We start from the raw sequence: 25,010 nt of genomic DNA on the forward strand, positions 1-25,010 counted from the left end.
TGGACTGATTTTGTCATGGGCATTGTGAGGGGAGGGGGATGCCCGGGCAAGGAGTCGTTTCAGGACCGGCGTTGGCGGATTTCCGCGCAGGCGCTGTCGATGTGCTGGAAGAGTTCGTTGCCGTCACTCGTGATGCGGGCGCCGAGTTCACGGCTGCGCTGCTCGCGGGCCGGGGTGACACGGCCGGTGAAGAAGACGGCCGGCCCCTGGAAGAGGCCCTTCTCCCGCCAGCTCGCGAGATCGGTGAGCCCGACGTCCGGGCCGGTGTCCCGGGTGATGTCGGAGATCAGCAGGTCGACGGGGTGGGTGCCGAGGATCCGCTCGGCGGTGCGGCCGTTCTCCGCGAACAGGACGTCGGCACCGTGCCGCCGCAGATAGCGGGCGGCGAAGGTCTCGTTCTGCTCCGGATAGTCGTCGACCCACAGCACGGTGACACCCCGGTACTCGTCTCCCGCCCCCGCCTCCGGGTCGTCGTCCGTCCGGGCCGTGACCGGGGACAGGTCCCCCTGCCGTAACCGCTGGAGCAGTTCGTCGGCCTGGGGCAGCCGCATCCACTCCTCGATGAGGTGCACGAAGTTCTGGTCGCGGGCCAGCGCCGGAAACGAGGTCGGCAGATCCTCCTCCAGCCGGGCCAGCACCGACTCCCAGTTCTCCCGGTCCTCGGCCGAGGGGGCCGCGAGTCCGTGCCCCGTCAGCGCGTCCACCGTCGTACGCCACGACTCGTCGTCCACCCGCGCCCACTGGCTCAGCACCCGGCGGGCCGTCGCGTACTCCAGGAACTCCCGGGCCGCGTGTGGCCGGGTGCCGTCGCCGGAGACCAGGAGCCGGTAGAAGTCGGCGTACAGATGCTGGAGCAGCAGGGTGCGGATCACCGCCTCGGGCTTGAACCGCGCCCACACCGGATTGAGCGCGCACTCCAGCCCGAAGCCGTTGATGAGCCGTTTGATCCGGCGGGGGTTGCGGGCCGAGCGGTCGGCGATCAGCCGTACCAGGTCGTCGTCGAGCAGTTCGCGCAGGCCGGAACGTTCGGCGCAGTGCCGCGCGTACGCCTGGATCTCCGCCGCGCCCGGCACCGGCAGCCGGTAGCTCGTCTGGAACACCTTCTCCATGAAGGCCGATCCGGCCGGTCCCAGGTCGCGCAGCAGACCGGTAGGGGCCAGCGCCGCCCGGTCGCAGCCGATCACGAAGGCCAGCCCGGGCACGTCGAGGTACACCTTCACCGCCTCGCACACGGCGAGCACGGTCTCCTCGGAGCAGCGGTCGAGGTCGTCGATGAAGACGACGAGCATGCGGCGGGGGCTGTGGGGTGTCTGCTCGGCCCACTCGACGGCCAGGTCCCGCAGCGCCTTCAGCATCTCGTTGCGGGCCTTGGCGTCGACGGAGAGCTCCTGCCAGAACCGGTCGACCAGTCCCGCCATCCCGAACGGCGCCCCGGCCACGGTCAGCGTCACCCGCAGGGCCGTGAGCACCGTCTTCTTCTCGGTGAGCCTGGACACCGCGCGTCGCATCACGCGCTTGTCGAGGCCCATCAGCACGGTCTTGATGAGCCCTTCGAGGGCGTCGGCGCCGGTGGAGGTCCAAGCGTTGTACCAGACCGCCTTGACGTCCTTCTCCGTCAGCTCCTCCAAGACCAACCTCATCAGGCTGCTCTTTCCCATGCCCCAGCCGGCGTCCACGGCCAGGGTGAACGGCGTGGCCCCGCGGGAGTCGCACAGCAGCTTGGCGAGTTCGCGGGCGGCCCGCCCGGACCCGAGCCGATCGCCCTCCGCCTCGGCCACCGGTTCGTCGTTGAGCAGCGAGAACTCCATGCACTCCCCCTTCGGCGGAATCAACCTACCGGGGGAAGGAGGGACTTGGGGAACGGCCTTGTTCCGGTCCTCACTTGGGGTGCTTCGTGGCGCCCTGTCCCCGCCCCTGTCTGTTGCCGGAGTTGCCCGGGGCCGCGGTGGTCGTGATGGGGGGCGAGGTGACGGGGGCGGTGGTCGTCCCGGTCGAGGGCTGCGGTGCGGTGGCCGGTGCCCCGCTCCCGGCCGTCGCGGCGCCGCGGGCCGTCGACTCGCTCGCGGGGGCGGACGGTGACGTGGCGGCGGGGGCCGCCGAGGCCCCGGCGCCGCGCGGGGACGCCGTGGGTGTCGGGGAAGCGTCCGCCGACGCGTGCCGCCCCTCCTTTCCCTCCGCTCCTCCCGTGGACGCGCCCGAGAGGGACAGCGCGGTGATCACGGCCGCCGACAGCGCGCCCGCCGCCCCCGCGGCGACCAGCACCCGCCTCCGTCCCCGCGTCCCGCGCTCGCGCCGGCGTGCGGCGGCGGGGCCACCGGCGGGGAGGGCGGGGTCGGTCCCGGACACCCTGGGCAGCTCCGCCGTCGGGTCGTACGCGTTCTGCCAGCCGTGCGCGGCCGCCGGGTCCGCGTAGCCCTCGTACACGGGCGTCGATTCCGGGATCGGGTGGTACACGTTCGGCGGATCCTGTGGGACGCCGTTTTTCCCGTGCGCGTGCTGAGGTGACCCGGACATGACCGCGCATTCTAGGGACTGGTGGGACCACTGGGACAGCTACCGGCGATAACAGCCCAAACCCAGGCGTCTCGCGTGGTGGAAAACACGGTCCCAGAGGCGTTACCGGGCCGTAAGCTCCCAGACATGCAGGTGATCCAGTCGACCAAGCTCGCCAACGTCTGTTACGAGATCCGGGGCCCGGTGCTCGAGGAGGCGATGCGGCTCGAGGCGGCCGGGCATCGGATCCTCAAGCTGAACACCGGCAACCCGGCGGCCTTCGGCTTCGAGTGCCCCCCGGAGATCCTGGAGGACGTCCTCCGCAACGTCTCGACGGCACACGGCTACGGCGACGCCAAGGGCCTGCTGGCCGCCCGCCGCGCGGTCGTCATGCACAACCAGACCCTCGGCATCGAGACGGACGTCGAGCACGTCTTCATCGGCAACGGCGTCTCCGAGCTGATCGTGATGGCGATGCAGGGCCTGCTGGACGACGGCGACGAGGTGCTGGTGCCGGCCCCGGACTATCCCCTGTGGACCGCCGCCGTGTCCCTGTCCGGCGGTACGGCCGTCCACTACCGGTGCGACGAGCAGGCCGACTGGATGCCCGACCTCGCGGACGTCGAGCGCAAGGTCACCGACCGCACCAAGGCCATCGTCATCATCAACCCCAACAACCCGACCGGGGCCGTCTACGACGAGGCGATGATCAAGGGGCTCACCGACATCGCCCGCCGCCACAACCTGCTGGTCTGTTCCGACGAGATCTACGACAAGATCCTCTACGACGGCGCCACGCACACCCCGACCGCCGCGGTCGCGCCGGACCTGCTGACCCTCACCTTCAACGGCATGTCGAAGGCGTACCGGGTGGCCGGCTACCGGGTGGGCTGGATGTCGATCTCCGGGCCGCGCGCGCACGCCGACTCCTACATCGAGGGTCTGACGATCCTCGCGAACATGCGGCTGTGCGCGAACATGCCCGGTCAGCACGGGGTGGTCGCCGCGCTGAGCGGGCGGCAGTCCATCAACGACCTGGTGCTGCCGGGCGGGCGGCTGAAGGAGCAGATGGACACGGCGTACGAGCTGCTGACGCGGATCCCGGGGGTGAGTTGCGTACGGCCGAAGGGAGCGCTGTACCTCTTCCCGCGGCTCGACCCGAAGGTGTTCAAGATCAAGGACGACCGGCGGATGGTGCTGGACCTGCTGCGCAGCGAGAAGATCATGGTCGTGCAGGGTTCCGGGTTCAACTGGCCCGAGCCCGATCACTTCCGGGTCGTGACCCTGCCCACGGTCACGGATCTGCGGGACGCGGTGGGGCGGATCGGGCGGTTCCTGGACGGCTACGGCCAGCCTTAAACATTCTTCGGGCCACGAATTCCAGGATCTTCTTGGATGCGCTCAACTTTAGACGAAATCTAAGCTAGGATGGTTTCCTGACAGCTTCTGGAGGCCATCCCATGTACGAACCGATCCGCACCAAGTCGGTCCACAGCACGATGGCCGGCACGACCTCCGACTTTCCCCACCGCTCCCGCGAGGAGGAGCTGGACATCCAGCTCGCGGGCCACCTCGCCGCGCTGCTCGCCGTCACGGACGAGCTGCGGACGGCGGCTCCCTCCGCCGACCTGGACGAGGCGGCCGAGCGGCTCGCCGAACAGGTGGCCCGGCTGCGCGGCGGTGTGACGCCGGTGCGTATGCGGATGGCGCCGGCCGAGGTCGACCTCACCACCCTGCACGAGCGGGCGCACGCCCTCGCGGGCCGCGCCCTGGTCGTGGCGGCCTCCCGGGCCGACACGGCGGCGGCGATCCTCGCCGCGGAACGCATGGACGCGCACACGGAGGCCCTCGACCCCCGCGAACTCGCGTCCCGCTGAGCCCCCACCGGGGGCTCCCCCAGACGGCCCCGGTCCGCGTGCACCCGCAGCGACGCGCGGACCGGGCGCCACACACTGCGTTGGCTTGAGCGGCGCGCTTTTGTTACGCCGGGTTGTTCAGTGCCGGTGGTCGTCGTGGTGCCTGTTCGCCGTGGGGGTTCATGTTGATGTGCGGCTGCGGGCTCGTTGTGGCTTGTCGCGCAGTTCCCCGCGCCCCTTCGGGCGCGTTGCGGCCGGAGCGATCGCGACACTCCCCGTTCACCCCACCCGTCCGGGATTGTTGGGTTCCGGGTCGCTCCCCGGCCTGAGACGTATCGCTGGGACCGTCCTCGCGGACGACAAACGGCGAAGGCCTGCCCCTTCCCTTCCGTCGGGGCGGACGGAAGGTCAAGGGCAGGCCCGAGCCGCACACGCCGTTGTGCGCGGCCTCGCCGTACAACACCGCGGTCGGCCGTGACGATCACTGGTCAGGGCACATCCCAACCGGCCGCGGAGTCTCACCACAGGGACGTCAGCCGAGCCGCTGCACCAGCGCCCGGTACTCGTCCCACAGCTCCTTCGGCGTGTGGTCACCGAAGGTGTTGAGGTGCTCGGGGATCAGCGAAGCCTCCTCGCGCCACACGTCCTTGTCGACGGTGAGCAGGAACTCCAGGTCGGACTCGGACAGTTCGAGACCCTTGGTGTCGAGGGCGCCCTTGGCCGGCAGGACGCCGATCGGCGTCTCCACGCCCTCCGCCTTGCCGTCGAGCCGCTCCACGATCCACTTCAGGACGCGGCTGTTCTCGCCGAACCCGGGCCAGACGAACGTGCCCTCGTCGTTCTTGCGGAACCAGTTGACGTAGTAGATCTTCGGCAGCTTGGACTGGTCCTTGTCCTTGGCCACGTCGATCCAGTGCCCCATGTAGTCGCCCATGTTGTAGCCGCAGAACGGCAGCATGGCGAACGGGTCCCGGCGCAGTTCGCCGACCTTGCCCTCGGCGGCCGCGGTCTTCTCGGAGGCCACGTTGGCGCCCAGGAAGACACCGTGGTTCCAGTCGAAGGACTCGGTCACCAGCGGGACGGCGGAAGCGCGCCGGCCGCCGAAGAGGATCGCCGAGATCGGCACGCCCCTCGGGTCCTCCCACTCGGGCGCGATGATCGGGCACTGCGAGGCCGGCACGGTGAAGCGGGCGTTGGGGTGGGCGGCCGGGGTGTCGGACTCCGGCGTCCAGTCGTTGCCCTTCCAGTCGGTGAGGTGGGCCGGGGTCTCCTCCGTCATGCCCTCCCACCAGATGTCGTTGTCGTCCGTCAACGCCACGTTGGTGAAGACCGAATTGCCCCACAGGGTCTTCATCGCGTTGGCGTTGGTGTGTTCACCCGTGCCGGGGGCGACGCCGAAGAATCCGGCCTCGGGGTTGATGGCGTACAGCCGGCCGTCCTCGCCGAAGCGCATCCAGGCGATGTCGTCGCCGATGGTCTCCACGGTCCAGCCGGAGACCGTGGGCTCCAGCATGGCGAGGTTGGTCTTGCCGCAGGCGCTCGGGAAGGCGGCGGCGACGTACTTGGACTCACCGGTCGGCGGGGTGAGCTTCAGGATCAGCATGTGCTCGGCCAGCCAGCCCTCGTCGCGGGCCATGACGGACGCGATGCGCAGGGCGTAGCACTTCTTGCCGAGCAGGGCGTTGCCGCCGTACCCGGAGCCGTAGGACCAGATCTCGCGGCTCTCGGGGAAGTGCGAGATGTACTTGGTGGAGTTGCACGGCCACGGCACGTCCGCCTCGCCCTCGGCGAGCGGGGCGCCGAGCGTGTGCACGGCCTTGACGAAGAAGCCGTCGGAGCCGAGTTCGTCGAGGACGGGCTGTCCCATGCGGGTCATCGTGCGCATCGACACCGCGACATAGGCGGAGTCGGTGATCTCGACGCCGATCGCGGAGAGGTCCGAGCCGAGCGGGCCCATGCAGAACGGGACGACGTACATCGTCCGGCCCTTCATCGAGCCGCGGAAGACGCCCTTCTCGCCGGAGAAGACCTCTCGCATCTCGGCGGGGTCCTTCCAGTGGTTGGTCGGGCCCGCGTCCTCCTCCTTCTCGGAGCAGATGAAGGTCCGGTCCTCGACGCGCGCGACGTCGGTGGGGTCGGAGGCGGCGTAGTACGAGTTGGGGCGCTTGATCGGGTCGAGTTTCTTGAAGGTGCCCTTCGAGACGAGCTCCTCGCACAGGCGCTCGTACTCGGCCTCGGATCCGTCACACCAGACCACGTTGTCCGGCTGGGTCAGTTCGGCGATCTCGTTCACCCACGAGACCAGTTCCTGATGCTGGGTGGGAATGACGGGGGGAGCCGCGTTGTCGCGCGCCACGATTGCTCCTAAATGAGGGATTTTGTGTTTGGAGGCCCCGTGGGGGCTGCGACCCGGATGCTTCGTGGCTGGATCTTCAGCGCTCATCCGGTGTCGACCGCACTCATTTGATCATCCGACGCGAGTGCCCATATGTCCAGAGGGCCTCACAGGTGAGCGGAGTGGGGATCGTCACGCCTCTTTTGTGTGCGACGCGTTTATTTGCGTGCACCTGGGGTTCAAGTGACCGTTCCTTTGCGCGGTATGCGCCGGTTGCCGACTGTCGTGAGATGATGGCCACTCTTGGCCGCTTCCGAGCCCGCACTGATCCGTAACTTACGGTTCCGTAGGTACGATGCGAGGCATGACAGCGCCCGTCCCCGACGCGTCAACCGGAACGCCGGCCGCCGGCCGCGGTTCCGAAACGCCCTCCATCCCGCACCAGATCAAGCAGCACGCGCAGCAGCTCACCGAGCCGATCAAGCCGAAGCTCCGCGGCTGGCTGCATCTGGGCATGTTCCCGGCCGCACTCGTCTCCGGCCTGGTCCTCACCGCCCTCGCGAACTCGGCCAGAGGACGCATCGCCTGCGGGATCTACGCGCTGACGGCCTGCCTGCTGTTCGGCGTGAGCGCGCTCTACCACCGGGGCAACTGGAGCCCGCGCATGGACGGCGTGCTGCGCCGCCTCGACCACGCCAACATCTTCCTGATCATCGCGGGCACCTACACCCCGCTGACGATGCTCCTGCTGCCGGGCGCCAAGGGGCAGTGGCTGCTGTGGGGCATCTGGGGAGCGGCCGCGGCCGGGATCGTCTTCCGGGTCTTCTGGGTCGGCGCCCCGCGCTGGCTCTACACCCCCTGCTACATCGCGATGGGCTGGGCGGCCGTCTTCTTCCTGCCCGACTTCATGCGCACCGGCGGCATCGCCGTCCTGGTCCTGGTCGTCGTCGGCGGCCTGCTCTACAGCGCGGGCGGCGTGATCTACGGCATCAAGCGGCCGAACCCCTCACCGCGCTGGTTCGGCTTCCACGAGGTCTTCCACTCCTTCACGCTGGCCGCGTTCGTCGTGCACTACGTCGGCATCTCGCTGGTCGCGTACCAGCACGCGTAACCGCTCCACCGCCCCTCCCCCTGGCCACGGCTTCCCGCCGTGGCCATTTCTCATATGCCGGTAGGTGCTCGCGATTGACAGTTACTTTATTTTGAGAGTTACTCTCATTTAATGGTTGCTGTCATCGAGACCCCGAACCCCGACGCTGGTGGGCCCTCGGCGCCCTGGTCGCGAGCATGCTCACGCTCGGCTTCGACACGACGATCCTCAACGTGGCGCTGCCGACCATGGCCGCCGACCTCGGCGCCACCACCGGTCAGCAGCTGGGGGTGCCCCCAGGCGTTCAGCACTGGGGGAGGATGGCGGACGCGTACGTCGTCGTCTTCGCGGCGCTGATGCTCCCCGCGGGCCTCCTCGGCGGCCGCTTCGGACGGCGCCGCATGCTGATCGCCGGACTCGGCGTCTTCCTCGCCGGCTCGCTCATGGGCGCACTGGCCGGGGACCTGCCGCGCACGGCATCCGGGCAGCCCGCACCAAGCCCCGAACCCGACTTGGTCACCGCCGCCGAGAATGCCTGACAATCAACCCCATGACGGCCCCACGCACGCCCTTCTCCTCCCCCTCCGACCGCCCTCAGTTGGGACTTCGCGAGCGTAAGAAGATCAAGACCCGCGAGGCGATCCGGACCGCGACCTACGCGCTGATCAAGGAGCAGGGGTACGACGCCACGACGATCGAGCAGATCGCCGACCGGGCGGAGGTGTCGCCGTCCACCGTCTTCCGGTACTTCCCCACCAAGGAGGACATCGTCCTCACGGACGAGTACGACCCGCTGATGCTGGAAGAGCTGCGGGCCAGGCCCCCCGGTGAGCCGTGGATGGACTCGCTGCGCCACATCATGGAGACGGCGATCGAGCTCACCACCCGGGAAGACCCCGAGATGATGAGGATGCGCGCGCATCTCGGGGTCCAGGTCCCCGCCGTCCGCGCCCGGATGTTCGAGAGCATGTCGGAGACCGGGCGCATGCTGTGCGAGGCGATCGCCGACCGCTGCGGCCTGGAGCCGGTCGACCTCCGGGTCCGGGTCTGCGCGATGTCCCTGATCGGCGGCCTCATGGAGGTCTCCATGTACTGGGCGGAGAACGACTTCAAGGGCGAGCTCAAGGACCTCATGCACCAGGCCCTCGACGTCATGGAACACGGCCTGCCCACCCGAAACCCCTGAGCCCCGCGCCCCGCGACATGCCATCCTGACCGGGTGAACGGTCCCGAGATCCACGTCGAGTTCGCCCCCGACCTGACCCCGTTCGTGCCGCGCGGCCCGCGCCGGACGCTCGTCACCGACGGTGTCTCCTCCCTCGGCCACGTGGTCGAATCGGCCGGCGTGCCGCTGACCGAGGTCGGCTCCCTCTGGGTCCACGGCCGCGAGGTCCCGACGTCGTACGTCCCCGCCGCCGGCGACGCGGTGGAGGTGCGGCCCGTCGAGCGCCCCCAGCAGATCCCCGGCGCACCCCTGCGCTTCCTGCTCGACGTCCACCTCGGCACCCTCGCCCGCCGGCTGCGCCTGCTGGGCGTGGACACCGCCTACGAGTCGACGGACATCGGCGACCCGGCCCTCGCCGCCCTCTCCGCCGCCGAGCAGCGGGTCATGCTCAGCCGCGACCGCGGTCTGCTGCGGCGCCGCGAACTGTGGGCGGGCGCCTACGTCTACAGCACCCGCCCCGAGGACCAACTCCGGGACGTCCTCGACCGGTTCCGCCCCGAACTGCGGCCCTGGACCCGCTGCACCGCCTGCAACGGCCTGCTGAAGGAGGCCACCAAGGAGGAGGTGGCGGACCAGCTGCACGGCGGGACCCAGCGGTCGTACGACGTCTTCGCCCAGTGCCGGGACTGCGGACGTGCCTACTGGAAGGGCGCGCACCACGAGCAGCTGGTGGCCATCGTGGAACGCGCCCTGGAGGAGTTCGCGGGTTAGCCGCGGCCGGACAGCGCGGCCCGCAGCCGGTCCCGGTCGGTGGTCGGGGCGTCGCAGGCGAAGTGGCGGCAGACGTAGGCGGCGGGCCGTCCGTCGACGAGAGGGCGCTCGGCGAGCAGTGGGAACTCGTCGCTTCCCGGTGTTCCGACGGCGACCACCGCGCCCGGGGAGGTGCCCAGAAGTGCCGTGCGGTGCAGGGCCCTGGTGCCCTCCTCGTCGATCGCCGGTCCGACGATCGCGACCTCCTTCGGCCCGTCGAGCACGGCCTCGGCGACCGCCAGCCCCCAGCCGATGAACCGGGGCACCCGCGGACCGAGCGCCTTCACGACGCCCAACGCCCGCTCGGCGGCGGTGCGATGGGGCTCCGCGCCGGTCTGGGCCGCGTAACCCAGCAGGGCGCCCGCGGCGGCGGTCCAGCCGGAGGGCGTCGCGTTGTCCGTCGGGTCCTGCGGCCGGCGGATCAACCGCTCGGCGTCGGCGCCGGTGTCGTACAGCGAACCCGACTCCTCGTCGACGAAGCGCGCGAGGACATGGTCCAGCAGGAACCCGGCGAACTCCAGCCACACCCCCTCCCCCGTGACCGACGCGAGCGTCAGGAAGCCCTCGGCCACATCCGCGTAGTCCTCCAGCACGCCCGCGTTGGCGCCGACCTGGCCGTCCTTGCTGGTACGGGCGAGGCGGGCGTGCTCGTCGAGATGCAGCCGGACGAGGAGATCGGCGGCGCCGACCGCGGCCTCGACCAGGTCCGGGCGGTCGAAGTAGGCGCCGGTCTCGGCCAGCGCGGCGATCGCGAGACCGTTCCACGCGGCGACGACCTTGTCGTCCCGGCCGGGCGCGGGCCGCCCGGCCCGCGCGCCGAGCAGCCGCTCCCGGATGGAGGCGACCTTGCCGGCGTCCAACAGCTCGTCCTGCTGCGGGAGTTGGAGGACGGACTGACCGTGCTCGAAGGTGCCCTCCTCGGTCACCCCGAAGTACCGGGCCGCGAGTTCGGCGTCCTCGTCCCCGAGCACCTCGGCGAGCCGGCGGGGCGTCCACACGTAGTACGCCCCCTCGACGTGCCTGCCCGTCCCGTCGTCGCTGTCGGCGTCCAGGGCGGAGGCGAACCCGCCCTCGTTCGTGCGCAGTTCGCGCACCATGAAGTCGGCGGTCTCCAGGGCGACCCGGCGGGCGAGCTCCGAGCCGGTGGTGCGCCAGAGGTGGGCGTAGACGCGGCACAGCAGCGCGTTGTCGTACAGCATCTTCTCGAAGTGCGGGACCACCCAGTCACGGTCGACGGAGTAGCGCGCGAACCCGCCCCCGAGCTGGTCGTAGATGCCGCCGCGGGCCATCCGCTCACAGGTGTCCGAGGCCATCTGCAGGGCGCCCTCGGAACCGGTGCGGGCATGATGCCTGAGCAGGAACTCGATCACCATGGACGGCGGGAACTTGGGCGCCCCGCCGAACCCGCCGCGCTGCGCGTCGTACTCCCGGGTCAGCCCGAGCAGCGCCTGCGCGAGCTCCTCCTCGCCGGGGATCTCCGTACCGCCGTAGTTGATCTCCCGCTGGGACAGGTCCCGCACGATCTTCCCCGCGACCTCCGCCACCTCGTCCCGCCGGTCCGCCCACGCGGCCCGCACCCCCTCCAGCACCTGCCGGAAGGACGGCGAGCCGTGCCGCGGGGCGGGCGGGAAGTAGGTGCCGAAGTAGAAGGGCTCGGCCTCGGGCGTGAGAAACACGGTCATGGGCCACCCGCCCTGCCCGGTGGCCGCCTGCACCGCCTCCATGTAGACGGCGTCGACATCCGGCCGCTCCTCACGGTCGACCTTGATGTTGACGAAGTGGTCGTTCATGAAGCCGGCGGTGTCCTGGTCCTCGAAGGACTCGCCGGCCATGACATGGCACCAGTGGCAGCTCGAGTACCCGACGCTCAGCAGAACCGGTCTGCCGGTCTTGCGGGCCTCGTCGAAGGCCTCGGCCGACCACGGCCACCAGTCGACGGGGTTGTCGGCGTGCTGGAGCAGGTACGGGGACGTCTCATGGGCCAGTCGGTTCACTCCCCCACTCTCCCACGGGCTCCGGCGACGCGGAGTGACGCCCGCTGACCGGGCGCGCCCCCTCGGGGGGACCGTCTCGCGCGGCACGGGTGATCGCCGCCCTCTCGCGCTCGCGGCCCGGGCGAAGGACACTCGTAGGCAATGGAGTTGCCGCCGGAGGGGGACGGGACATGCGGGACGGCCATCGGGCTGATGCCGAACGGCTGTTGGCACGGGCGGTGGAGGAGGAGGTACGGCGCTCCGGCGGACGTACCGACGGAACGGTCCTGCTGTCGCGGGCGCGCGGCGCGCTGGACGCGATGGCCGAGACGTCCGCCGAGGAGTACGAGGCCTACACCCGCGCGCTGGACGAGGCGGAGGCCGGGCGGCTCTCGTTCGCGCAGCGGTACGCGAAGGAGGGCGCCGGAACCCCCTTGCTCGTGGCGGCCGTTGCCGCTCTCGCGGCCGCCGTCTCCGACCTGGTCCTGGGCACGGACACGGGAACCGCGCTGGGAGCCGGCGTGGCCGTGGGCGTCGTGGCCGCAGCGGCGACGGTGGTCAAGGTGGCCGGCTCCCATCTGCCCGCCGCCCACCACCGCGCCGGCGCCGCGAACCAGCCCGGCGGGCCCGAACAGCTGCGGCTGCAGTGGCTGACGGCGCTGGAGGTGCGCGGCATCCGCCCGTTCCTGGACCAGCAGCGCGTCCTCGCCGCATCGACCGGCCCGAAGAAGACGGGCCCGCAGCTGCGCGGCGCGGACAAGAGCGCGGCGGCCCGCGGACGAAGCGTGCTGGCGCAGTCGTTCGGTCAACTACCGGAGCCGGTCGGCGCGTTCGCGGGCCGACGGCAGGAGATGGCGCGGATCCGGCAGTGGGTGCAGGCCTCGCGGGCGGCGACGGCGACCCGTCCGACGGTCGTCGTGCTGCACGGTGCGCCCGGCAGCGGCCGTACGACGCTCGCCGTACGGGCCACGCACGACCTGAAGGACTACTTCCGCGGCGCCTGCGTGGTCGATCTGCGCGGCGCCAGCGCGGAGGAGTCGCCCCTGTCCACCCGTGACGCCCTGCTCCATCTGCTCAACCGGCTGGGCGCGCCCCGCGAGCAGCTGCTGTTCCGTGAGCGTTCCTCCCCCGACCAGCAGGTCAAGCGGCTGAGCGAGCTCTACCACCAGCATCTGGCGGGAGTCGCGGTGACGATCGTCCTGGACGACGCCTCAGACCCGGAGCAGGTCCGCACGCTCGTCCCGGAGCGCTCCGACAGCCTGGTCCTGGTCACCGCCCGCGAGCCCCTCGCGCTGCCCGCCGCCCTGCCGGCGGACGTCCACCAGCTGCCGGTGGAGGCGCTGGACGCGGCGGGCGCGGAGGAGCTGCTGGACGCGGCGGCGCAGGACAGTTCCGGACCGTACGACGCGGATTCCGCGGACCGGATCAGGCAGTTGTGCGGCGGCCTGCCGCTGGCGCTGAGCATCGCGGGGTCCTCCCTGGGGCCGCGCTCACCGCGCCAACTGGCCACGGACCTCGGGGCGTACGGCCCGGTCGAGCCGACGGAGCGGGCGCTGTGGCTGCGCTACACCGACCAGTCGGAGACGGCCCGGCGGCTGCTGCGCCGACTCGCGCTGGCCGGCCGCGCCTCGCTCGGCGCCGCCGCCGCGGCCTCCCTGCTCGCGACCGACGAGACGGAGGCCACCCGCCATCTGGTGGCCCTGTCCCGCGCGGGCCTGATCGACCACGTGCGGGGCAACCGCTACCGGCTGCACGACCTGGTCCGCGCCTTCGCGCAGGCCCGGCTCCTCGACGAGGAGGACCCGGCCGAGCGTACGGCGGCGCAGGAACGCCTGATCGTGAACTACGCGGATCTCGCCGACTCGGTGCTGCGTCTGGTCGACGGCAACATGTCGACCCGCTCGGACCGCTTCAGCCCGCACGGCTTCACCTCCCTGGACGAGGCGCTGCGCTGGCTGGACGACGAGTCGAGCTTCATCACCTCCACGCTGCGGCACGCGGAGGGCGTGAACCAGGCGGCCGTGCTGAACCTGCTGGGCGCCCTGTGCGACTACTGCCTGCTGCGCGGCGACCTCTACCGGCTGGGCGAGATCAGCGAGCTGGCGCAGGCCGTCGACCAGGGCCTGCTGGTCCGCTCGGTGCAGTGGCGCACCGGCATCGCGGCCCGTCAGCTGGGCGAGCTGGACAAGGCCCGGACGACCCTGACCTCGGTCGTGGACCTGTACATGGAGGCCCACCACGACGCGGGCGCGGCCCGGGCGCTGTGCTCCCTCGGCATCACCCTGCACCACCAGGGCAATCTGACCGAGGCGACGGCGCGGCTGCGGGAGGCCCTTCAGCTGCAGTCGGTCCCCGAACTGGCGACGGACCGGGCCTGGACGATGCACGCGCTGGCGGCGGTGGAGCGCGACCGCGGCCGGCTGCCCGAGGCGATGCGGCTGCTCACCGAGTCCCTGGTGCTGCACCACGCCGGTGAGTCCCTGCACGGCGAGGCCTGGGCCCACTTCCAGCTGGGCCAGCTCGTTCTGCGGACGGGGGACGTCCCGCGCGCGGAGGTGGAGCTGAAGGCGGCCCTCGACCGGTACGGCCGTACCCGCGACGCCCGTGGCGAGGCGTGGGCGCTGACCCAGCTGGCACGCGCCCGGCTGGTGGCCGGCGATCCCTCCCCGGCGGTCGACGGTCTGCGCCAGGCGGCGGCCCGCCACCGGGAGAACGAGGACGCGCGCGGCGAGGCCTGGACGATCTACTACCTGGGCCAGGCCCTGGAGGAGACCGGCGACCTGGATCGGGCGGTGCGTGAGCTGGAGCGCTCCCGCACGATGTTCTCCCGGATGCGGGACGTCTACGGCCTCGCGTGCGCCCGGCACCACTCGGCCCGCGTCACCCGCGACCAGCGGGCGGCCCAGACGGGGTCGCTGCGCAACTCCGGCTTCGCCCGCCAGCTGCTGGTCGACGCCCGCGCCGACTTCCAGCGCATCGGCGTCGCCCACGGCGAGGCGTGGACGTGTCTGGAGCTGGCGGTGGTGGACGCGGGCAACGCCCGCACCCAGCAGGCCCTCGCCCTGTGCGACGAGGCGGCGGACCTGTTCGCCTCCTACGGCGACCGCCGCGGCGAGGACTGGGCCCGCTTCCTGCGCTGCACCCTGCTCCCCTACGCGGCCCCCGGTGGCGTGGAGGTCGGCACCGCGGTCGCCCAGGAGGACCTGGCCGAGCTCGCCCGCACCGACCACCCCCTGCGCGACGAGAAGCTCGACGACTACGTGGGGGCGTACCAGCTGCTGCTGGAGCGGGGGGTGAGCCTGGAGGCGGGCTGGCAGGCCTGGCGGCTGGGGATGGCGCCCAGCCGGCATGCGCGGGAGGTCATGGGCGTGGCGGTGCCGGCCAGACAGTGACCGGCACCACCGCCCGCCTCGTCAGCTCTGGCGTGCCTTGGGGCCGGCGGAGGTCTTCCCGGACTCGGCGTCCGGGTCGCCCTTCTCCTTGAACTCGACCTTGCCCATGTGGCGGTTCATGGACTTCATCAGGCCCCACACGGCCAGGGCCATCGCCGCGAAGACGATGAAGCCGAGGACACCGGGGGTGACCTTGTTCTCGTCCACCTCCTTGGCGAGGGGGACGAGGTGCGTCATTGCCAGGCTCACGCTTGCGCTCATGTCAGGCATTGTCCCGGACGCCCGCGAAGAGGTCGTCCTCGGGGAGGGAGGTATCGACGAGGGACTTGGCGAGCTCGTACTCCTCGGTCGGCCAGACCTCCTTCTGGATGTCCATCGGGACCTTGAACCAGCCGCCGTCGGGGTCGATCTGCGTGGCGTGCGCGATCAGCGCCTTGTCGCGGATCTCGAAGAAGTCGGCACACGGGATGTGCGTGGTCAGGGTGCGCTCGGCGCGCTCGAACTGCGCCCACCGCTTGAGCCAGTCCCCGTACGGCGACTCCATGCCGCGCTCCAGCAGCGCGTTGTGCAGCGCCTCGGTGCGCGGGCGGTTGAAGCCCTGGTTGTAGTACAGCTTCAGCGGCTGGTACGCGGGCCCGAACTCGGCCTCCGGGTACTTCTCGGCGTCCGCCGCGCCCTCGAACGCCACCATCGAGATCTTGTGGGTCATGATGTGGTCGGGGTGCGGGTAGCCGCCGTTCTCGTCGTAGGTGGTGATCACCTGCGGACGGAAGGCGCGGACCTGCTTGACCAGCTCGCCGGCCGCCTTGTCGACGTCCTCCAGCGCGAAGCAGCCCTCGGGCAGCGGCGGCAGCGGGTCGCCCTCGGGCAGGCCGGAGTCGACGAAGCCCAGCCACTCCTGCTTGACGCCGAGGATCTCGCGGGCCTCGTCCATCTCCTTCTTGCGTACCTCGTGGATGTGCTCCTCGATGTACTTGTCCCCCTGCAGCTTCGGATTGAGGATGGAGCCGCGCTCCCCGCCCGTGCAGGTCACGACCAGCACGTCCACCCCCTCGGACACGTACTTCGCCATGGTGGCCGCGCCCTTGCTCGACTCGTCGTCGGGGTGGGCGTGCACGGCCATCAGTCGCAGCTGGTCAGTCAAGACTCAATCCTTGGTAAGTCGGCGCCCCCGGTGTCTTCGGGTGCGATCGGCGGCTTCTATAGTGACCGAATCGGGAGGCGAATAATTCCGGGGTCCGGCTCCGGAGGCCCCCGCGCCGAGAGGACGATCATGAGTACGGCGAGCACTCAGCTGCCCGAGGGCCGCTACGGTCGCTCCTCGGACGAGCGCGCCGACCGCAAACTCAAGATCGCCGGTGCGGTGCTCGGCGCCCTGCTGCTGGCACTGATCGGTTACTTCGCCTACCACTACGTCGGCCAGAACAAGATCAGCGGCGAGGTCATCACCTTCGAGCCCCACAAGGACTCGGTGCAGATCCATCTGGAGGTCCGCAAGGACTCCGGTACCTCCGGCTACTGCACGATCCGCTCCCAGGCGGCGGACGGCAGCGAGGTGGGCCGGGCCGACTTCCGCTTCACCGGCAGCGCGACCCGAATCGACCGGGTCCTCACGCTGCGCACGACGGCCCCGGGCACCACGGCGGAGCTGCTCGGCTGCCACGCCGACTGACGTCAGCCCGGAAACGTGGCGGCTGACCTGCGTCGACGTAATTCTGAGGGCTTATGTCCTCCCCCTTCGGCCGCTGAATTGTTAGGCTCGTGGTTTCGCCCATCCGTGAAGGAACATTCTTCTGGGTAGGGCGATGCTTTGTATTCCCAGTACCTACGAGGAGCACCTGTGACCCAGACCAGCGAGAACGTCACCTGGCTGACCCAGGAGGCGTACAACCAGCTCAAGGCCGAGCTGGAGTACCTGTCTGGTCCTGCGCGCACGGAGATCGCCGCCAAGATCGCGGCCGCGCGCGAGGAGGGCGACCTGCGTGAGAACGGCGGGTACCACGCGGCCAAGGAAGAGCAGGGCAAGCAGGAGCTCCGTGTGCGCCAGCTGACCCAGCTCCTGGAGAACGCCAAGGTCGGCGAGGCCCCGGCGTCGGCGGACGGCGCCGTGGCGCCCGGCATGGTCGTGACGATCGCCTTCGACGGCGACGAGGACGACACGATGACCTTCCTGCTCGCCTCGCGCGAGTACGCGAGCTCCGACATCGAGACCTACTCGCCGCAGTCCCCACTGGGCTCCGGCGTGATCGGCCACAAGGTCGGTGAGGACGCGGAGTACGAGCTGCCGAACGGCAAGAAGGCCTCCGTACGGATCCTCAAGGCCGAGCCCTACAACGGCTGACCCGGCCCCCTGCACGCCCTTGGCGAGCCCCCGGCTTCCCGGTGAAGCCGGGGGCATCGTCATGCGGTCGGGTCATCCAGTGGCCCATTCGGTCGGAGTCACGCGGTCGCCGAGCGGTACTTGCGCACCGCGAGGGTCCGGAATATGACGATGATCAGCGCCGAGTAGATCAGCGAGGCCCACACCGGGTGCACCATGGGCCAGGCGTCCGACTGGGACTGGCCGGGGTTGGCGAACAGGACCCGGCAGGCCTGCACGGTAGCGCTGAAGGGGTTCCACTCGGCGATGTGCCGCAGCCACGGGGTCATGTGGCTGGTGTCCACGAAGGCGTTCGAGATGAACGTCACCGGGAACAGCCAGATCAGTCCGCTGGAGGTCGCCGCCTCGGGCGTGCGCACCGACATGCCGATCAGGGCGCCGATCCAGGTGAAGGCGTAGCCGAGCAACTTGGCCAGGCTGGGGTTGCTTCCTCTTCCGGCAGCTCATTCGCGCCACCCCTGTTCATTCATCGCTTCGCGGGCGAACTCGCGGTTTTCGGCGAGATCTTCCGCGATTCCGGCAGCGAGCAAAGCAGGGCCTGGGGTGTGGAAAAACAGGAAGAGCGCCCTCCAGTTCGATGGAGAGCGCTCTTTCTGTTGGACTCTATCGCTGGTCAGAGACGCGATGGGATTTGTTCAGGCGCCTGCCCTGCGGTACTTGCGAACCGCTAGCGTTCGGAACACCGTGATAATCAGCACGGACCACAGCAGTGACGCCCAAACTGGATGCTGCATGGGCCAGGCGTCGGACGCTTTGAAGCCCGGGGGAAGGTTGCCGAACAGCTCGCGGCACGCCTGCACAGTAGCGCTGAATGGATTCCACTCCGCGATGTGCCGCAGAAAGGTCGGCATCTGATTCGCGTCCACGAACGCGTTCGAGATGAAGGTCAGCGGGAACAGCCAGATGAGGCCGCCCGAGGTCGCCGCCTCAGGCGTGCGCACGGACAGGCCGATGAGTGCGCCGATCCATGAGAACGCGTAGCCGAGCAGCAGGAGCAGGCCGAAGCCGGCGAGCACCTTGCCAAAGTTCTCGTGGGTGCGCCAGCCTACGATCAGAGCAACAATCGCCAGGACGACGAGGGTGAGTGCTGTCTGGGCCAGGTCGGCGATGGTTCGGCCGGTCAGGACTGCGCCCCGAGTCATGGGCAAGGAACGGAAACGGTCGATGAGGCCCTTGTGCATGTCGTCGGCAATGCCCGCGCCAGCGCCCGCCGTAGCGAACGTCACCGTCTGGGCGAAAATGCCCGCCATCAGGAACTCACGGTAAGCCTGGGTTGAGGTGGACGAGCCGACCTGGATCGAGCCGCCGAAGACGTAGGTGAACAGCACCACGAACATGATGGGCTGGACCAGGCCAAAGATCACCATCTCAGGAATCCGGGTCATCCGAATCAAGTTCCTGCGGGTGATCACCAGGGAATCGCTGATGGCGCTCACTTCACCCCTCCCTTCCTCAGGTTGGGCCGCCGGTCGTGGACGCGCGGCGAGATGGATCCTGACCAACACGGGCGAACAGGATCCGGGATGCGGGACATCCGAATCAGATTGCGCTTGGCGACGACCAGCGAGTCACGGAAGGACTGGCTGACCGGGTTCGCGCTCGGCGCGACCCGCACGGCGTCCGTGATGGCGCTCACTTGGCTGCCTCCGTCTTCTGACCGCGTCCCTTGGGCCCGGCCTGCTCGTCGCTCTCGGCTTCCTTGATCTCGGCGACATGGCCGGTCAGGGAGAGGAACACGTCGTCGAGGGTCGGGCGGCGCAGCCCGATGTCGTCTATCTCGATGCCCCGGACGTCCAGCTCGCGGATGACCTCGGCGAGCAGCTTGGCGCCTCCGGTGACGGGCACGGTGAGCTTGCGGGTGTGCTCCTCGACGGTGAGCTCGCCCTTGCCGAAGCCGGCGAGGACCTCCCCGGCGAGCGTGATGTGCTCGCGATCGTGCACCACGACCTCGACGCGCTCGCCGCCGGTGCGCGCCTTGAGCTGGTCGGAGGTGCCGCGCGCGATGACGCGGCCGTGGTCGACGACCGCGATGTCGTGCGCGAGGTGGTCGGCCTCTTCCAGGTACTGGGTGGTCAGCAGCAGGGTCGTGCCGCCGGAGACGAGCTGTTTGATGACCTCCCACAGCAGCTGGCGGTTGCGCGGGTCCAGGCCGGTCGTCGGCTCGTCCATGAACATCACGGGCGGGGACACGACGAGGGCGGCCGCGAGGTCGAGGCGGCGGCGCATGCCGCCGGAGTAGGTCTTGGCGGGGCGGTCGGCCGCGTCCGCGAGGTCGAACTGGGCCAGCAGCTCCTCGGCGCGGGCCTTCGCCGCCCTGGCCCTCATCTGGTAGAGCTGGCCGACCATCTGGAGGTTCTCACGGCCGGTCAGGTACTCGTCGACCGCGGCGAACTGGCCGGACAGGCCGATCGAGCGGCGCACCTCGTTCGGCTGCTTGAGCACGTCGAGGCCGGCGACGACGGCCTTGCCGCTATCCGGTTGCAGCAGGGTCGTCAGACAGCGGACAGTGGTCGTCTTGCCCGCGCCGTTCGGCCCGAGCAGGCCCAGCACGGTGCCCTCGGGGACATCGAGGTCGACGCCGTCCAGAGCCCTTACGTCCCCGAAGGTCTTCACCAGACCTTCGGCATAGATGGCGCCTGGCATGTGAGTCTCCACGTCGTCGGGGATTCTTGGGAGAGGCCTAGGCAAGCCTAGGTTTGTGCGATTTGTTCCGCCTGATCGGTGACGCAGCGGCGGCCACGAGACACACCATAACGCGATGTATCGCGTCCCTCAATGGATTTACCCGATCGAGTGACATCGGGTGACGAAGAGCCCCTGAGCAGGCCGTTCCGCTTGATGTGGGCGGCCCGCGACGGGTCGACGACCTCAGCCGAAGTCGGCGTGCCTGCCCTCAGCCGATGACCGTGTAACCGGCCTCGCGCAGCGCCCGGCCGACCTCGGCGCAGTGCTCCGGCCCCTTCGTCTCCAGGTGCAGCTCGACCTCCGCCTCCGTGAGCCCGAGCCGTGGGTCGGTCCGTACGTGACTCACATCGAGGACGTTAGCGTCGACCACTGACAACACCCCGAGAAGCGTCGCGAGCGCCCCCGGCCGGTCCGTCAGCCGCAGCCGTACCGCAAGGTAGCGGCCCTGCGCCGACATGCCGTGCCGCAGCACGCGCTGCATCAGCACCGGGTCCACGTTCCCGCCGGACAGCACCGCGACGACCGGGCCCGCGATGGACCCGGGCTCGCTCAGCAGGGCGGCGACCGGGCTCGCGCCGGCCGGTTCGACGACCAGCTTGGCCCGCTCCAGGCACAGCAGCAGCGCGGCGGCGAGCTGGTCCTCGCTGACCGTGCGGACCTCGTCCACCAGCTCCTGGACGATCCCGAACGGCACGTCCCCGGGCCGCCCGACCTTAATGCCGTCGGCCATCGTCACCGGGTTCTCGACCGACATCGGGTGCCCGGCCGTCAGCGAGGGCGGATACGCCGCCGCGCCCTGCGCCTGCACGCCCACGATCCGCACGTCCGGCCGCAGGGCCTTCACCGCGACCGCGATTCCGGCCGCGAGGCCTCCGCCGCCGATGCCGACGACGACGGTCCGCACCTCCGGGCACTGCTCCAGGATCTCCAGGCCGACCGTGCCCTGGCCGGCGATGATGTCGGGGTGGTCGAAGGGGTGGATGAACACCGCGCCCGTCTCGGCCGCGTACGCCTGCGCGGCGGCCAGCGTCTCGTCGACCACCTGCCCGTGCAGGCGGACCTCGGCGCCGTACTCGCGCGTGGCGCTGATCTTCGGCAGCGGCGCGCCCTGCGGCATGAACACCGTCGCCCGCACGCCGAGCAGGGAGGACGCGAGGGCGACGCCCTGCGCGTGGTTGCCGGCGCTCGCCGCGACCACCCCGGCGGCCCGCTCCTCCGGCAGAAGCCCGGCGATCCGGACGTACGCGCCGCGCAGCTTGAAGGAGCCCGTCCGCTGGAGGTTCTCGCACTTGAAGTGCACTGGCGCGCCGACCAGCTGGGACAGATGCCTGCTGCCCTCCATCGCCGTCATCCGTGCCACACCCGAGAGCATCTTCTGGGCGCCCCGGACATCGTCGAGGGTCACGTGCCGCAAGGAGTCAGCCGTGCTGTAGCTCATGACTCAAGCATCGCAGTTCACAGGGTCCCGCGACCGGTGTGACCAACGTCCGAGACTGGTTTGCGCAGCGCCGGTACGGCCCGCCTTCCGGCCGCGTACTCTGTCCCCCATTCACAGACCACCTTCATGAAGCGAGCCTCCGGCCATGCCCACAACACCTGAAATGTCGATGGACATGACGACCGTCGGTGACAGCGGTCTCCTCGACACGCTGCAGCACGAGGTGGCGGTCTTCGCCCGGCGTGCCGAACAGACCCGGCTCGGCGGGGTCGGGCAGGTGCGCAACTCCATGGACCGCGCCGCATACCTGCTGCTCAACCGCCTGGACAAGGAAGGTCCGATGGGCGTCAAGGCGCTCGCCGCCAGCATGGGCATCGACTCCTCGACGGTGACCCGGCAGGTGGCGCCGCTCGTGGACACCGGGCTCGTCAAGCGCACCTCGCACCCGGAGGACGGGCGCGCGGTGGTGCTCCAGCTCTCCCCGCGCGGGCTCTCCCGACTGGAGGAAGTGCGCTCCTCCAGGCGACAGTTGATGGCGGAGTTGACCCAGGACTGGGAGCCGGAGGAGCGCGAGGCGTTCTGCGCGCTCCTGACCCGCTTCAACACCGCCCTGTCCGCCCGAATGACGGCCCACGGCGTCCCCGGCCCGGAGGCGTCGACACCCTCGTAGACACTCGGTGGGCTGCGACGGGGGACGTGGGCGGGGTAGGGGCGTGGTGCTTCACGCTCGCGGGGGTAGGGGCAGGATGCTTGAGCGCGAGTAGGTGCGCGACGCCTCACGCGCTTGCGTCGGGGGCTGCGCGCGGGGGCAGGGGCATGGAGCTTCACGCGCGTGTGCGTTCGCCGGGGGCCCTGCGTGTTGATGGTTCCTGGGGGCTCGGCTTGATGCCTCGGGAAGCTCCGCGTGTGTATGACGTCGGGGAGCTCCACATGCGCGTGGCTGCGTCGGGCGGCTGCGCGCATCTGTGGGTCCGCCCGGGGCTCCGAGCGGGCGTGGGTGCCGTCGGCGACGGCTGCCCGCGCATCGGCGCCTCGACGGCTGACGCCCGCGCGTGGGCGCCCCGTCGGCTGCGACGCGCGTGTGGGTGCGTCGGGGGCTGATGCTCGTGCGTGGGTGCGTCGGGGGCTGATGCTCGCGCGTGGGTGTGTAACGCGGTCCGTGCGTTTGTTGGTCGGGGGCTCTGTGGGGGCTGTGGATGGTGCGCGGCTCTTGACCGTGGGGCCACCTCTGGCCTCATATGAGACCGGGCCCGTCGTACACGGTTCCGGATGCCGTACGCGGCCGGGCCCCGGTTCCGCAGGGTCGCGTCAGGGCGGGAGGCGCGGTGCGACAACGGCAGGCGTTGCAGGGCGCCCGCCGGGCCCGGGAGTTCGAGGCGTTCGTCGCGGGCGCGGCAGGGCGGCTGCTGCATGCCGCCACGCTGCTGACGGCGGAGGCCCCGGACGACAACCCGCGCGCGCGGCGCCTGCTGACGCTGGCCCTCGCCCGCACGTACATCTCCTGGAACCGGCTGCGCGGCGAGGACCCGTACGACCGCGCCCGCCAGTACCTGGCCACCCGGTTCGCCCGCGCGGCCTGGCACCAGTACGGCGGTCTCGGCCGCGCCCGGACCCACCCCGGCAGCGCCCTGGCCACGCTCGCGCCGCAGGAACGCCTGATCCTGGTCCTGCGCCTCTACGAGGGCGTCGCCGAGGAACAGACGGCGGCCCTCCTCGGCCTGCCGGTGGAACGTGTCCGCACGATCTGCGACCGCGCGACGACCACGCTGCTGCAACCTCCGCGGAGTCCCGCCCCGACCGTGGTGGGGGCGAAGGTGGCACCGTCATGAGCCGCCGTGACGCCGGTGCGGCGGCCGTACGCGCGCGAAGCGGCCCGGGTGAACGGGGGTGGCACGGGTGAACCGGACCGAGCGGGAAGCCACCGTACGGCGGATCATGGAGCAGACTCCGCCGCCCGTACCGCCGGACCTGTACGCGGAGGTCGTGCGCCGGGGCGCCCGTATGGTGCGCCGCCGGAGGATGGTCCGCCGGACGCTGTGGCTGCTGCTGTGCGCCGTGGCCGTGGCCTTCCTCGTGTGGGCCATGATGGCCCGCCCGTGGGTGGAGCCGCCCTCGCAGACGACTCCCCCGTACACGGGCTGGTGAGCCGCGCGGGCGGCTAGCCGAGGGCCTGCTGCAGGTCCTCCAGGAGGTCGTCCACGTTCTCGATGCCCACGGAGAGGCGGACGAGATCGGCGGGCACCTCGAGGGCCGAGCCGGCCACGGACGCGTGCGTCATGCGCCCGGGGTGCTCGATCAGGGACTCGACGCCGCCCAGGGACTCGCCGAGCGTGAAGACCTTGGCGCGGTTGCAGACCTCGACGGCCGCCTCCTCGCCGCCGGCCACCCGGAACGACACCATGCCGCCGAAGGCCCGCATCTGCTTGGCGGCGACCTCGTGGCCGGGGTGCTCGGGCAGGCCCGGGTAGAGAACGCTCGTCACGCGCGCGTGCCGGGTCAGCATGTCGGCGACCTTGCCGGCGTTCTCGCTGTGCCGGTCCATCCGTACGGACAGCGTCTTGGCGCCGCGCAGCACCAGCCAGGAGTCGAAGGGCCCGGCGACCGCGCCCATCGCGTTCTGGTGGTACGCCAGCTCCTCGCCGAGCGTCTCGTCGGCGGCGACCAGCGCACCGCCGACGACGTCCGAGTGGCCGCCCATGTACTTGGTCAGGGAGTGCACGACGACGTCCGCGCCGAGCGCCAGCGGCTGCTGCAGGTACGGCGTGGCGAAGGTGTTGTCCACGACCAGCCGGGCGCCCGCGTCCCGGGCGACCTGGGCGAGGGCGGCGATGTCGGTGATGCCGAGCAGCGGGTTGGAGGGGGTCTCCACCCACACGGCCTTGGTCTTCGGGGTGATGGCGGCGCGTACGGCGGACGGATCGCTGGTGTCGGCGACCGACCACTCCACGCCCCACCGGGCGACGACCTTCGCGAACAGCCGGAACGTGCCGCCGTACGCGTCGTTGGGGATGACCACGTGGTCGCCGGGGCTGAGCAGCGTACGCAACAGGCAGTCCTCGGCCGCCAGTCCGGACGCGAACGCGAGACCTCGGCGGCCGCCCTCGAGGGCGGCGAGGTTCTCCTCCAGGGCGGTCCTGGTGGGGTTGGCGCTACGGCTGTACTCGTAGCCGCCGCGCAGGCCGCCCACGCCGTCCTGCTTGTAGGTCGAGACCTGGTAGATCGGCGGGACGACGGCGCCGGTGAGGGGATCGGCGGTGTTGCCCGCGTGGATCGCGAGGGTCTCGAAGTGCTGACTGATGTGCCTGTCGCTCATGGGCACCGAGGGTAGTGCGCTCGCGGGGCGAGTGACGGACGCCGAGGCCGGAGCGGCCCCACGGTCGGGATTTCCCTCGG

At 70.5% G+C, this 25,010-nt stretch carries 21 protein-coding genes and 2 pseudogenes; 12 read left to right on the top strand and 11 right to left on the bottom strand.

Annotated elements, in window-relative coordinates:
* Window positions 1-59 precede the first annotated feature (59 nt).
* Window positions 60-1,808 carry a P-loop NTPase fold protein gene (locus MKW14_RS14145; RefSeq protein WP_240862763.1) on the bottom strand — a complete coding sequence of 583 codons (1,749 nt, stop codon included), beginning with the start codon at window positions 1,806-1,808 and terminating at the stop codon, window positions 60-62.
* Between the two features lie 70 nt (window positions 1,809-1,878).
* Window positions 1,879-2,454: a hypothetical protein gene (locus MKW14_RS14150; RefSeq protein ID WP_240862765.1), complete on the bottom strand. Its 576-nt coding sequence runs from the start codon at window positions 2,452-2,454 to the stop codon at window positions 1,879-1,881.
* Window positions 2,455-2,640: 186 nt separating this feature from the next.
* On the opposite strand from MKW14_RS14150, the gene MKW14_RS14155 reads away from it, so the two are divergent.
* Together MKW14_RS14155 and MKW14_RS14160 are read left to right on the top strand one after the other, a co-directional pair.
* Entirely contained in the window at window positions 2,641-3,852 is a 1,212-nt protein-coding gene (locus tag MKW14_RS14155) for a pyridoxal phosphate-dependent aminotransferase (protein WP_240862768.1), read from the top strand.
* Window positions 3,853-3,953: 101 nt separating this feature from the next.
* The gene (locus MKW14_RS14160; RefSeq protein WP_240862770.1) at window positions 3,954-4,370 is read left to right on the top strand and encodes an SCO4983 family protein; all 417 of its coding nucleotides are present in this window, start codon (window positions 3,954-3,956) and stop codon (window positions 4,368-4,370) included.
* Between the two features lie 511 nt (window positions 4,371-4,881).
* On the opposite strand, the gene MKW14_RS14165 is transcribed toward MKW14_RS14160, so the two are convergent.
* A complete protein-coding gene (locus tag MKW14_RS14165) occupies window positions 4,882-6,705 on the bottom strand; it encodes a phosphoenolpyruvate carboxykinase (GTP) (RefSeq protein ID WP_240862772.1) in 1,824 nt (607 codons plus the stop codon).
* 343 nt (window positions 6,706-7,048) lie between these two features.
* Between MKW14_RS14165 and trhA the strand changes: the two genes are divergently transcribed.
* The 4 genes and pseudogenes from trhA to MKW14_RS14185 all read left to right on the top strand — a co-directional run bounded on the left by trhA (window position 7,049) and on the right by MKW14_RS14185 (window position 9,710).
* Complete coding sequence (gene trhA, locus MKW14_RS14170) at window positions 7,049-7,795, top strand: PAQR family membrane homeostasis protein TrhA (protein WP_240862774.1); 747 nt, start codon at window positions 7,049-7,051, stop codon at window positions 7,793-7,795.
* Window positions 7,796-7,971: 176 nt separating this feature from the next.
* A pseudogene (locus MKW14_RS14175) lies at window positions 7,972-8,241 on the top strand (MFS transporter); the annotation flags it as partial.
* Between the two features lie 83 nt (window positions 8,242-8,324).
* Window positions 8,325-8,960 carry a TetR/AcrR family transcriptional regulator gene (locus tag MKW14_RS14180; RefSeq protein WP_240862776.1) on the top strand — a complete coding sequence of 212 codons (636 nt, stop codon included), beginning with the start codon at window positions 8,325-8,327 and terminating at the stop codon, window positions 8,958-8,960.
* 33 nt (window positions 8,961-8,993) lie between these two features.
* A complete protein-coding gene (locus MKW14_RS14185) occupies window positions 8,994-9,710 on the top strand; it encodes a Mut7-C RNAse domain-containing protein (RefSeq protein WP_240862778.1) in 717 nt (238 codons plus the stop codon).
* Here the strand turns inward: MKW14_RS14185 and MKW14_RS14190 are convergent.
* Window positions 9,707-11,743 carry a thioredoxin domain-containing protein gene (locus MKW14_RS14190; protein ID WP_240862781.1) on the bottom strand — a complete coding sequence of 679 codons (2,037 nt, stop codon included), beginning with the start codon at window positions 11,741-11,743 and terminating at the stop codon, window positions 9,707-9,709. The two genes, MKW14_RS14185 and MKW14_RS14190, sit on opposite strands and share 4 nt — an antisense overlap.
* A gap of 170 nt (window positions 11,744-11,913) precedes the next feature.
* On the opposite strand from MKW14_RS14190, the gene MKW14_RS14195 reads away from it, so the two are divergent.
* Window positions 11,914-15,114 carry a tetratricopeptide repeat protein gene (locus tag MKW14_RS14195; protein WP_240862783.1) on the top strand — a complete coding sequence of 1,067 codons (3,201 nt, stop codon included), beginning with the start codon at window positions 11,914-11,916 and terminating at the stop codon, window positions 15,112-15,114.
* Between the two features lie 21 nt (window positions 15,115-15,135).
* Here MKW14_RS14195 and MKW14_RS14200 read toward each other — a convergent pair whose 3' ends face one another.
* Window positions 15,136-15,384: a hypothetical protein gene (locus MKW14_RS14200; RefSeq protein ID WP_240862784.1), complete on the bottom strand. Its 249-nt coding sequence runs from the start codon at window positions 15,382-15,384 to the stop codon at window positions 15,136-15,138.
* Entirely contained in the window at window positions 15,377-16,258 is an 882-nt protein-coding gene (gene mca, locus MKW14_RS14205; RefSeq protein ID WP_240862786.1) for a mycothiol conjugate amidase Mca, read from the bottom strand. Before mca ends, MKW14_RS14200 begins: the two co-directional genes overlap by 8 nt.
* A 129-nt stretch (window positions 16,259-16,387) precedes the next feature.
* Here mca and MKW14_RS14210 point away from each other — a divergent pair, with 129 nt between their 5' ends.
* Complete coding sequence (locus MKW14_RS14210) at window positions 16,388-16,786, top strand: DUF4307 domain-containing protein (RefSeq protein ID WP_240862788.1); 399 nt, start codon at window positions 16,388-16,390, stop codon at window positions 16,784-16,786.
* 168 nt (window positions 16,787-16,954) lie between these two features.
* Entirely contained in the window at window positions 16,955-17,455 is a 501-nt protein-coding gene (greA, locus tag MKW14_RS14215) for a transcription elongation factor GreA (protein ID WP_240862790.1), read from the top strand.
* A 98-nt stretch (window positions 17,456-17,553) separates the two neighbouring features.
* Here greA and MKW14_RS14220 read toward each other — a convergent pair.
* From MKW14_RS14220 to ilvA, 4 genes and pseudogenes are all read right to left on the bottom strand, one after another.
* Window positions 17,554-17,910, bottom strand: a pseudogene (locus MKW14_RS14220) (ABC transporter permease); the annotation flags it as partial.
* Window positions 17,911-18,129: 219 nt separating this feature from the next.
* Window positions 18,130-18,930 (bottom strand): ABC transporter permease, encoded by an 801-nt coding sequence (locus tag MKW14_RS14225; protein WP_308314602.1) that lies wholly within the window; start codon window positions 18,928-18,930, stop codon window positions 18,130-18,132.
* A gap of 196 nt (window positions 18,931-19,126) precedes the next feature.
* On the bottom strand, window positions 19,127-20,137 hold the full coding sequence (locus MKW14_RS14230; RefSeq protein WP_240862792.1) for an ATP-binding cassette domain-containing protein: 1,011 nt from the start codon (window positions 20,135-20,137) through the stop codon (window positions 19,127-19,129).
* Between the two features lie 250 nt (window positions 20,138-20,387).
* Window positions 20,388-21,617: a threonine ammonia-lyase gene (ilvA, locus tag MKW14_RS14235; RefSeq protein ID WP_240862794.1), complete on the bottom strand. Its 1,230-nt coding sequence runs from the start codon at window positions 21,615-21,617 to the stop codon at window positions 20,388-20,390.
* Window positions 21,618-21,780: 163 nt separating this feature from the next.
* On the opposite strand from ilvA, the gene MKW14_RS14240 reads away from it, so the two are divergent.
* The 3 genes from MKW14_RS14240 to MKW14_RS14250 all read left to right on the top strand — a co-directional run bounded on the left by MKW14_RS14240 (window position 21,781) and on the right by MKW14_RS14250 (window position 23,762).
* On the top strand, window positions 21,781-22,287 hold the full coding sequence (locus MKW14_RS14240; RefSeq protein ID WP_240862870.1) for a MarR family winged helix-turn-helix transcriptional regulator: 507 nt from the start codon (window positions 21,781-21,783) through the stop codon (window positions 22,285-22,287).
* A gap of 655 nt (window positions 22,288-22,942) precedes the next feature.
* Window positions 22,943-23,446, top strand: coding sequence for a sigma factor-like helix-turn-helix DNA-binding protein (locus tag MKW14_RS14245; RefSeq protein WP_240862797.1), 504 nt, complete (start codon window positions 22,943-22,945; stop codon window positions 23,444-23,446).
* Window positions 23,447-23,513: 67 nt separating this feature from the next.
* Complete coding sequence (locus MKW14_RS14250; RefSeq protein ID WP_240862798.1) at window positions 23,514-23,762, top strand: hypothetical protein; 249 nt, start codon at window positions 23,514-23,516, stop codon at window positions 23,760-23,762.
* Between the two features lie 13 nt (window positions 23,763-23,775).
* On the opposite strand, the gene MKW14_RS14255 is transcribed toward MKW14_RS14250, so the two are convergent.
* Entirely contained in the window at window positions 23,776-24,930 is a 1,155-nt protein-coding gene (locus MKW14_RS14255) for a cystathionine gamma-synthase (protein ID WP_240862800.1), read from the bottom strand.
* Window positions 24,931-25,010: the final 80 nt, after the last annotated feature.

The organism is Streptomyces gilvus (assembly GCF_022513565.1).
In the GTDB taxonomy this organism is placed as follows: Bacteria; Actinomycetota; Actinomycetes; order Streptomycetales; family Streptomycetaceae; genus Streptomyces; species Streptomyces gilvus.

Bases quoted from the DNA above. Each gene is read 5' to 3' on its own strand.
- MKW14_RS14145 (WP_240862763.1), bottom strand. From the start codon at position 1,808: ATGGAGTTCTCGCTGCTCAACGACGAACCGGTGGCCGAGGCGGAGGGC.
- MKW14_RS14155 (WP_240862768.1), top strand. From the start codon at position 2,641: ATGCAGGTGATCCAGTCGACCAAGCTCGCCAACGTCTGTTACGAGATC.
- MKW14_RS14160 (WP_240862770.1), top strand. From the start codon at position 3,954: ATGTACGAACCGATCCGCACCAAGTCGGTCCACAGCACGATGGCCGGC.
- trhA (WP_240862774.1), top strand. From the start codon at position 7,049: ATGACAGCGCCCGTCCCCGACGCGTCAACCGGAACGCCGGCCGCCGGC.
- MKW14_RS14180 (WP_240862776.1), top strand. From the start codon at position 8,325: ATGACGGCCCCACGCACGCCCTTCTCCTCCCCCTCCGACCGCCCTCAG.
- MKW14_RS14195 (WP_240862783.1), top strand. From the start codon at position 11,914: ATGCGGGACGGCCATCGGGCTGATGCCGAACGGCTGTTGGCACGGGCG.
- MKW14_RS14200 (WP_240862784.1), bottom strand. From the start codon at position 15,384: ATGCCTGACATGAGCGCAAGCGTGAGCCTGGCAATGACGCACCTCGTC.
- MKW14_RS14210 (WP_240862788.1), top strand. From the start codon at position 16,388: ATGAGTACGGCGAGCACTCAGCTGCCCGAGGGCCGCTACGGTCGCTCC.
- MKW14_RS14230 (WP_240862792.1), bottom strand. From the start codon at position 20,137: ATGCCAGGCGCCATCTATGCCGAAGGTCTGGTGAAGACCTTCGGGGAC.
- ilvA (WP_240862794.1), bottom strand. From the start codon at position 21,617: ATGAGCTACAGCACGGCTGACTCCTTGCGGCACGTGACCCTCGACGAT.
- MKW14_RS14240 (WP_240862870.1), top strand. From the start codon at position 21,781: ATGTCGATGGACATGACGACCGTCGGTGACAGCGGTCTCCTCGACACG.
- MKW14_RS14255 (WP_240862800.1), bottom strand. From the start codon at position 24,930: ATGAGCGACAGGCACATCAGTCAGCACTTCGAGACCCTCGCGATCCAC.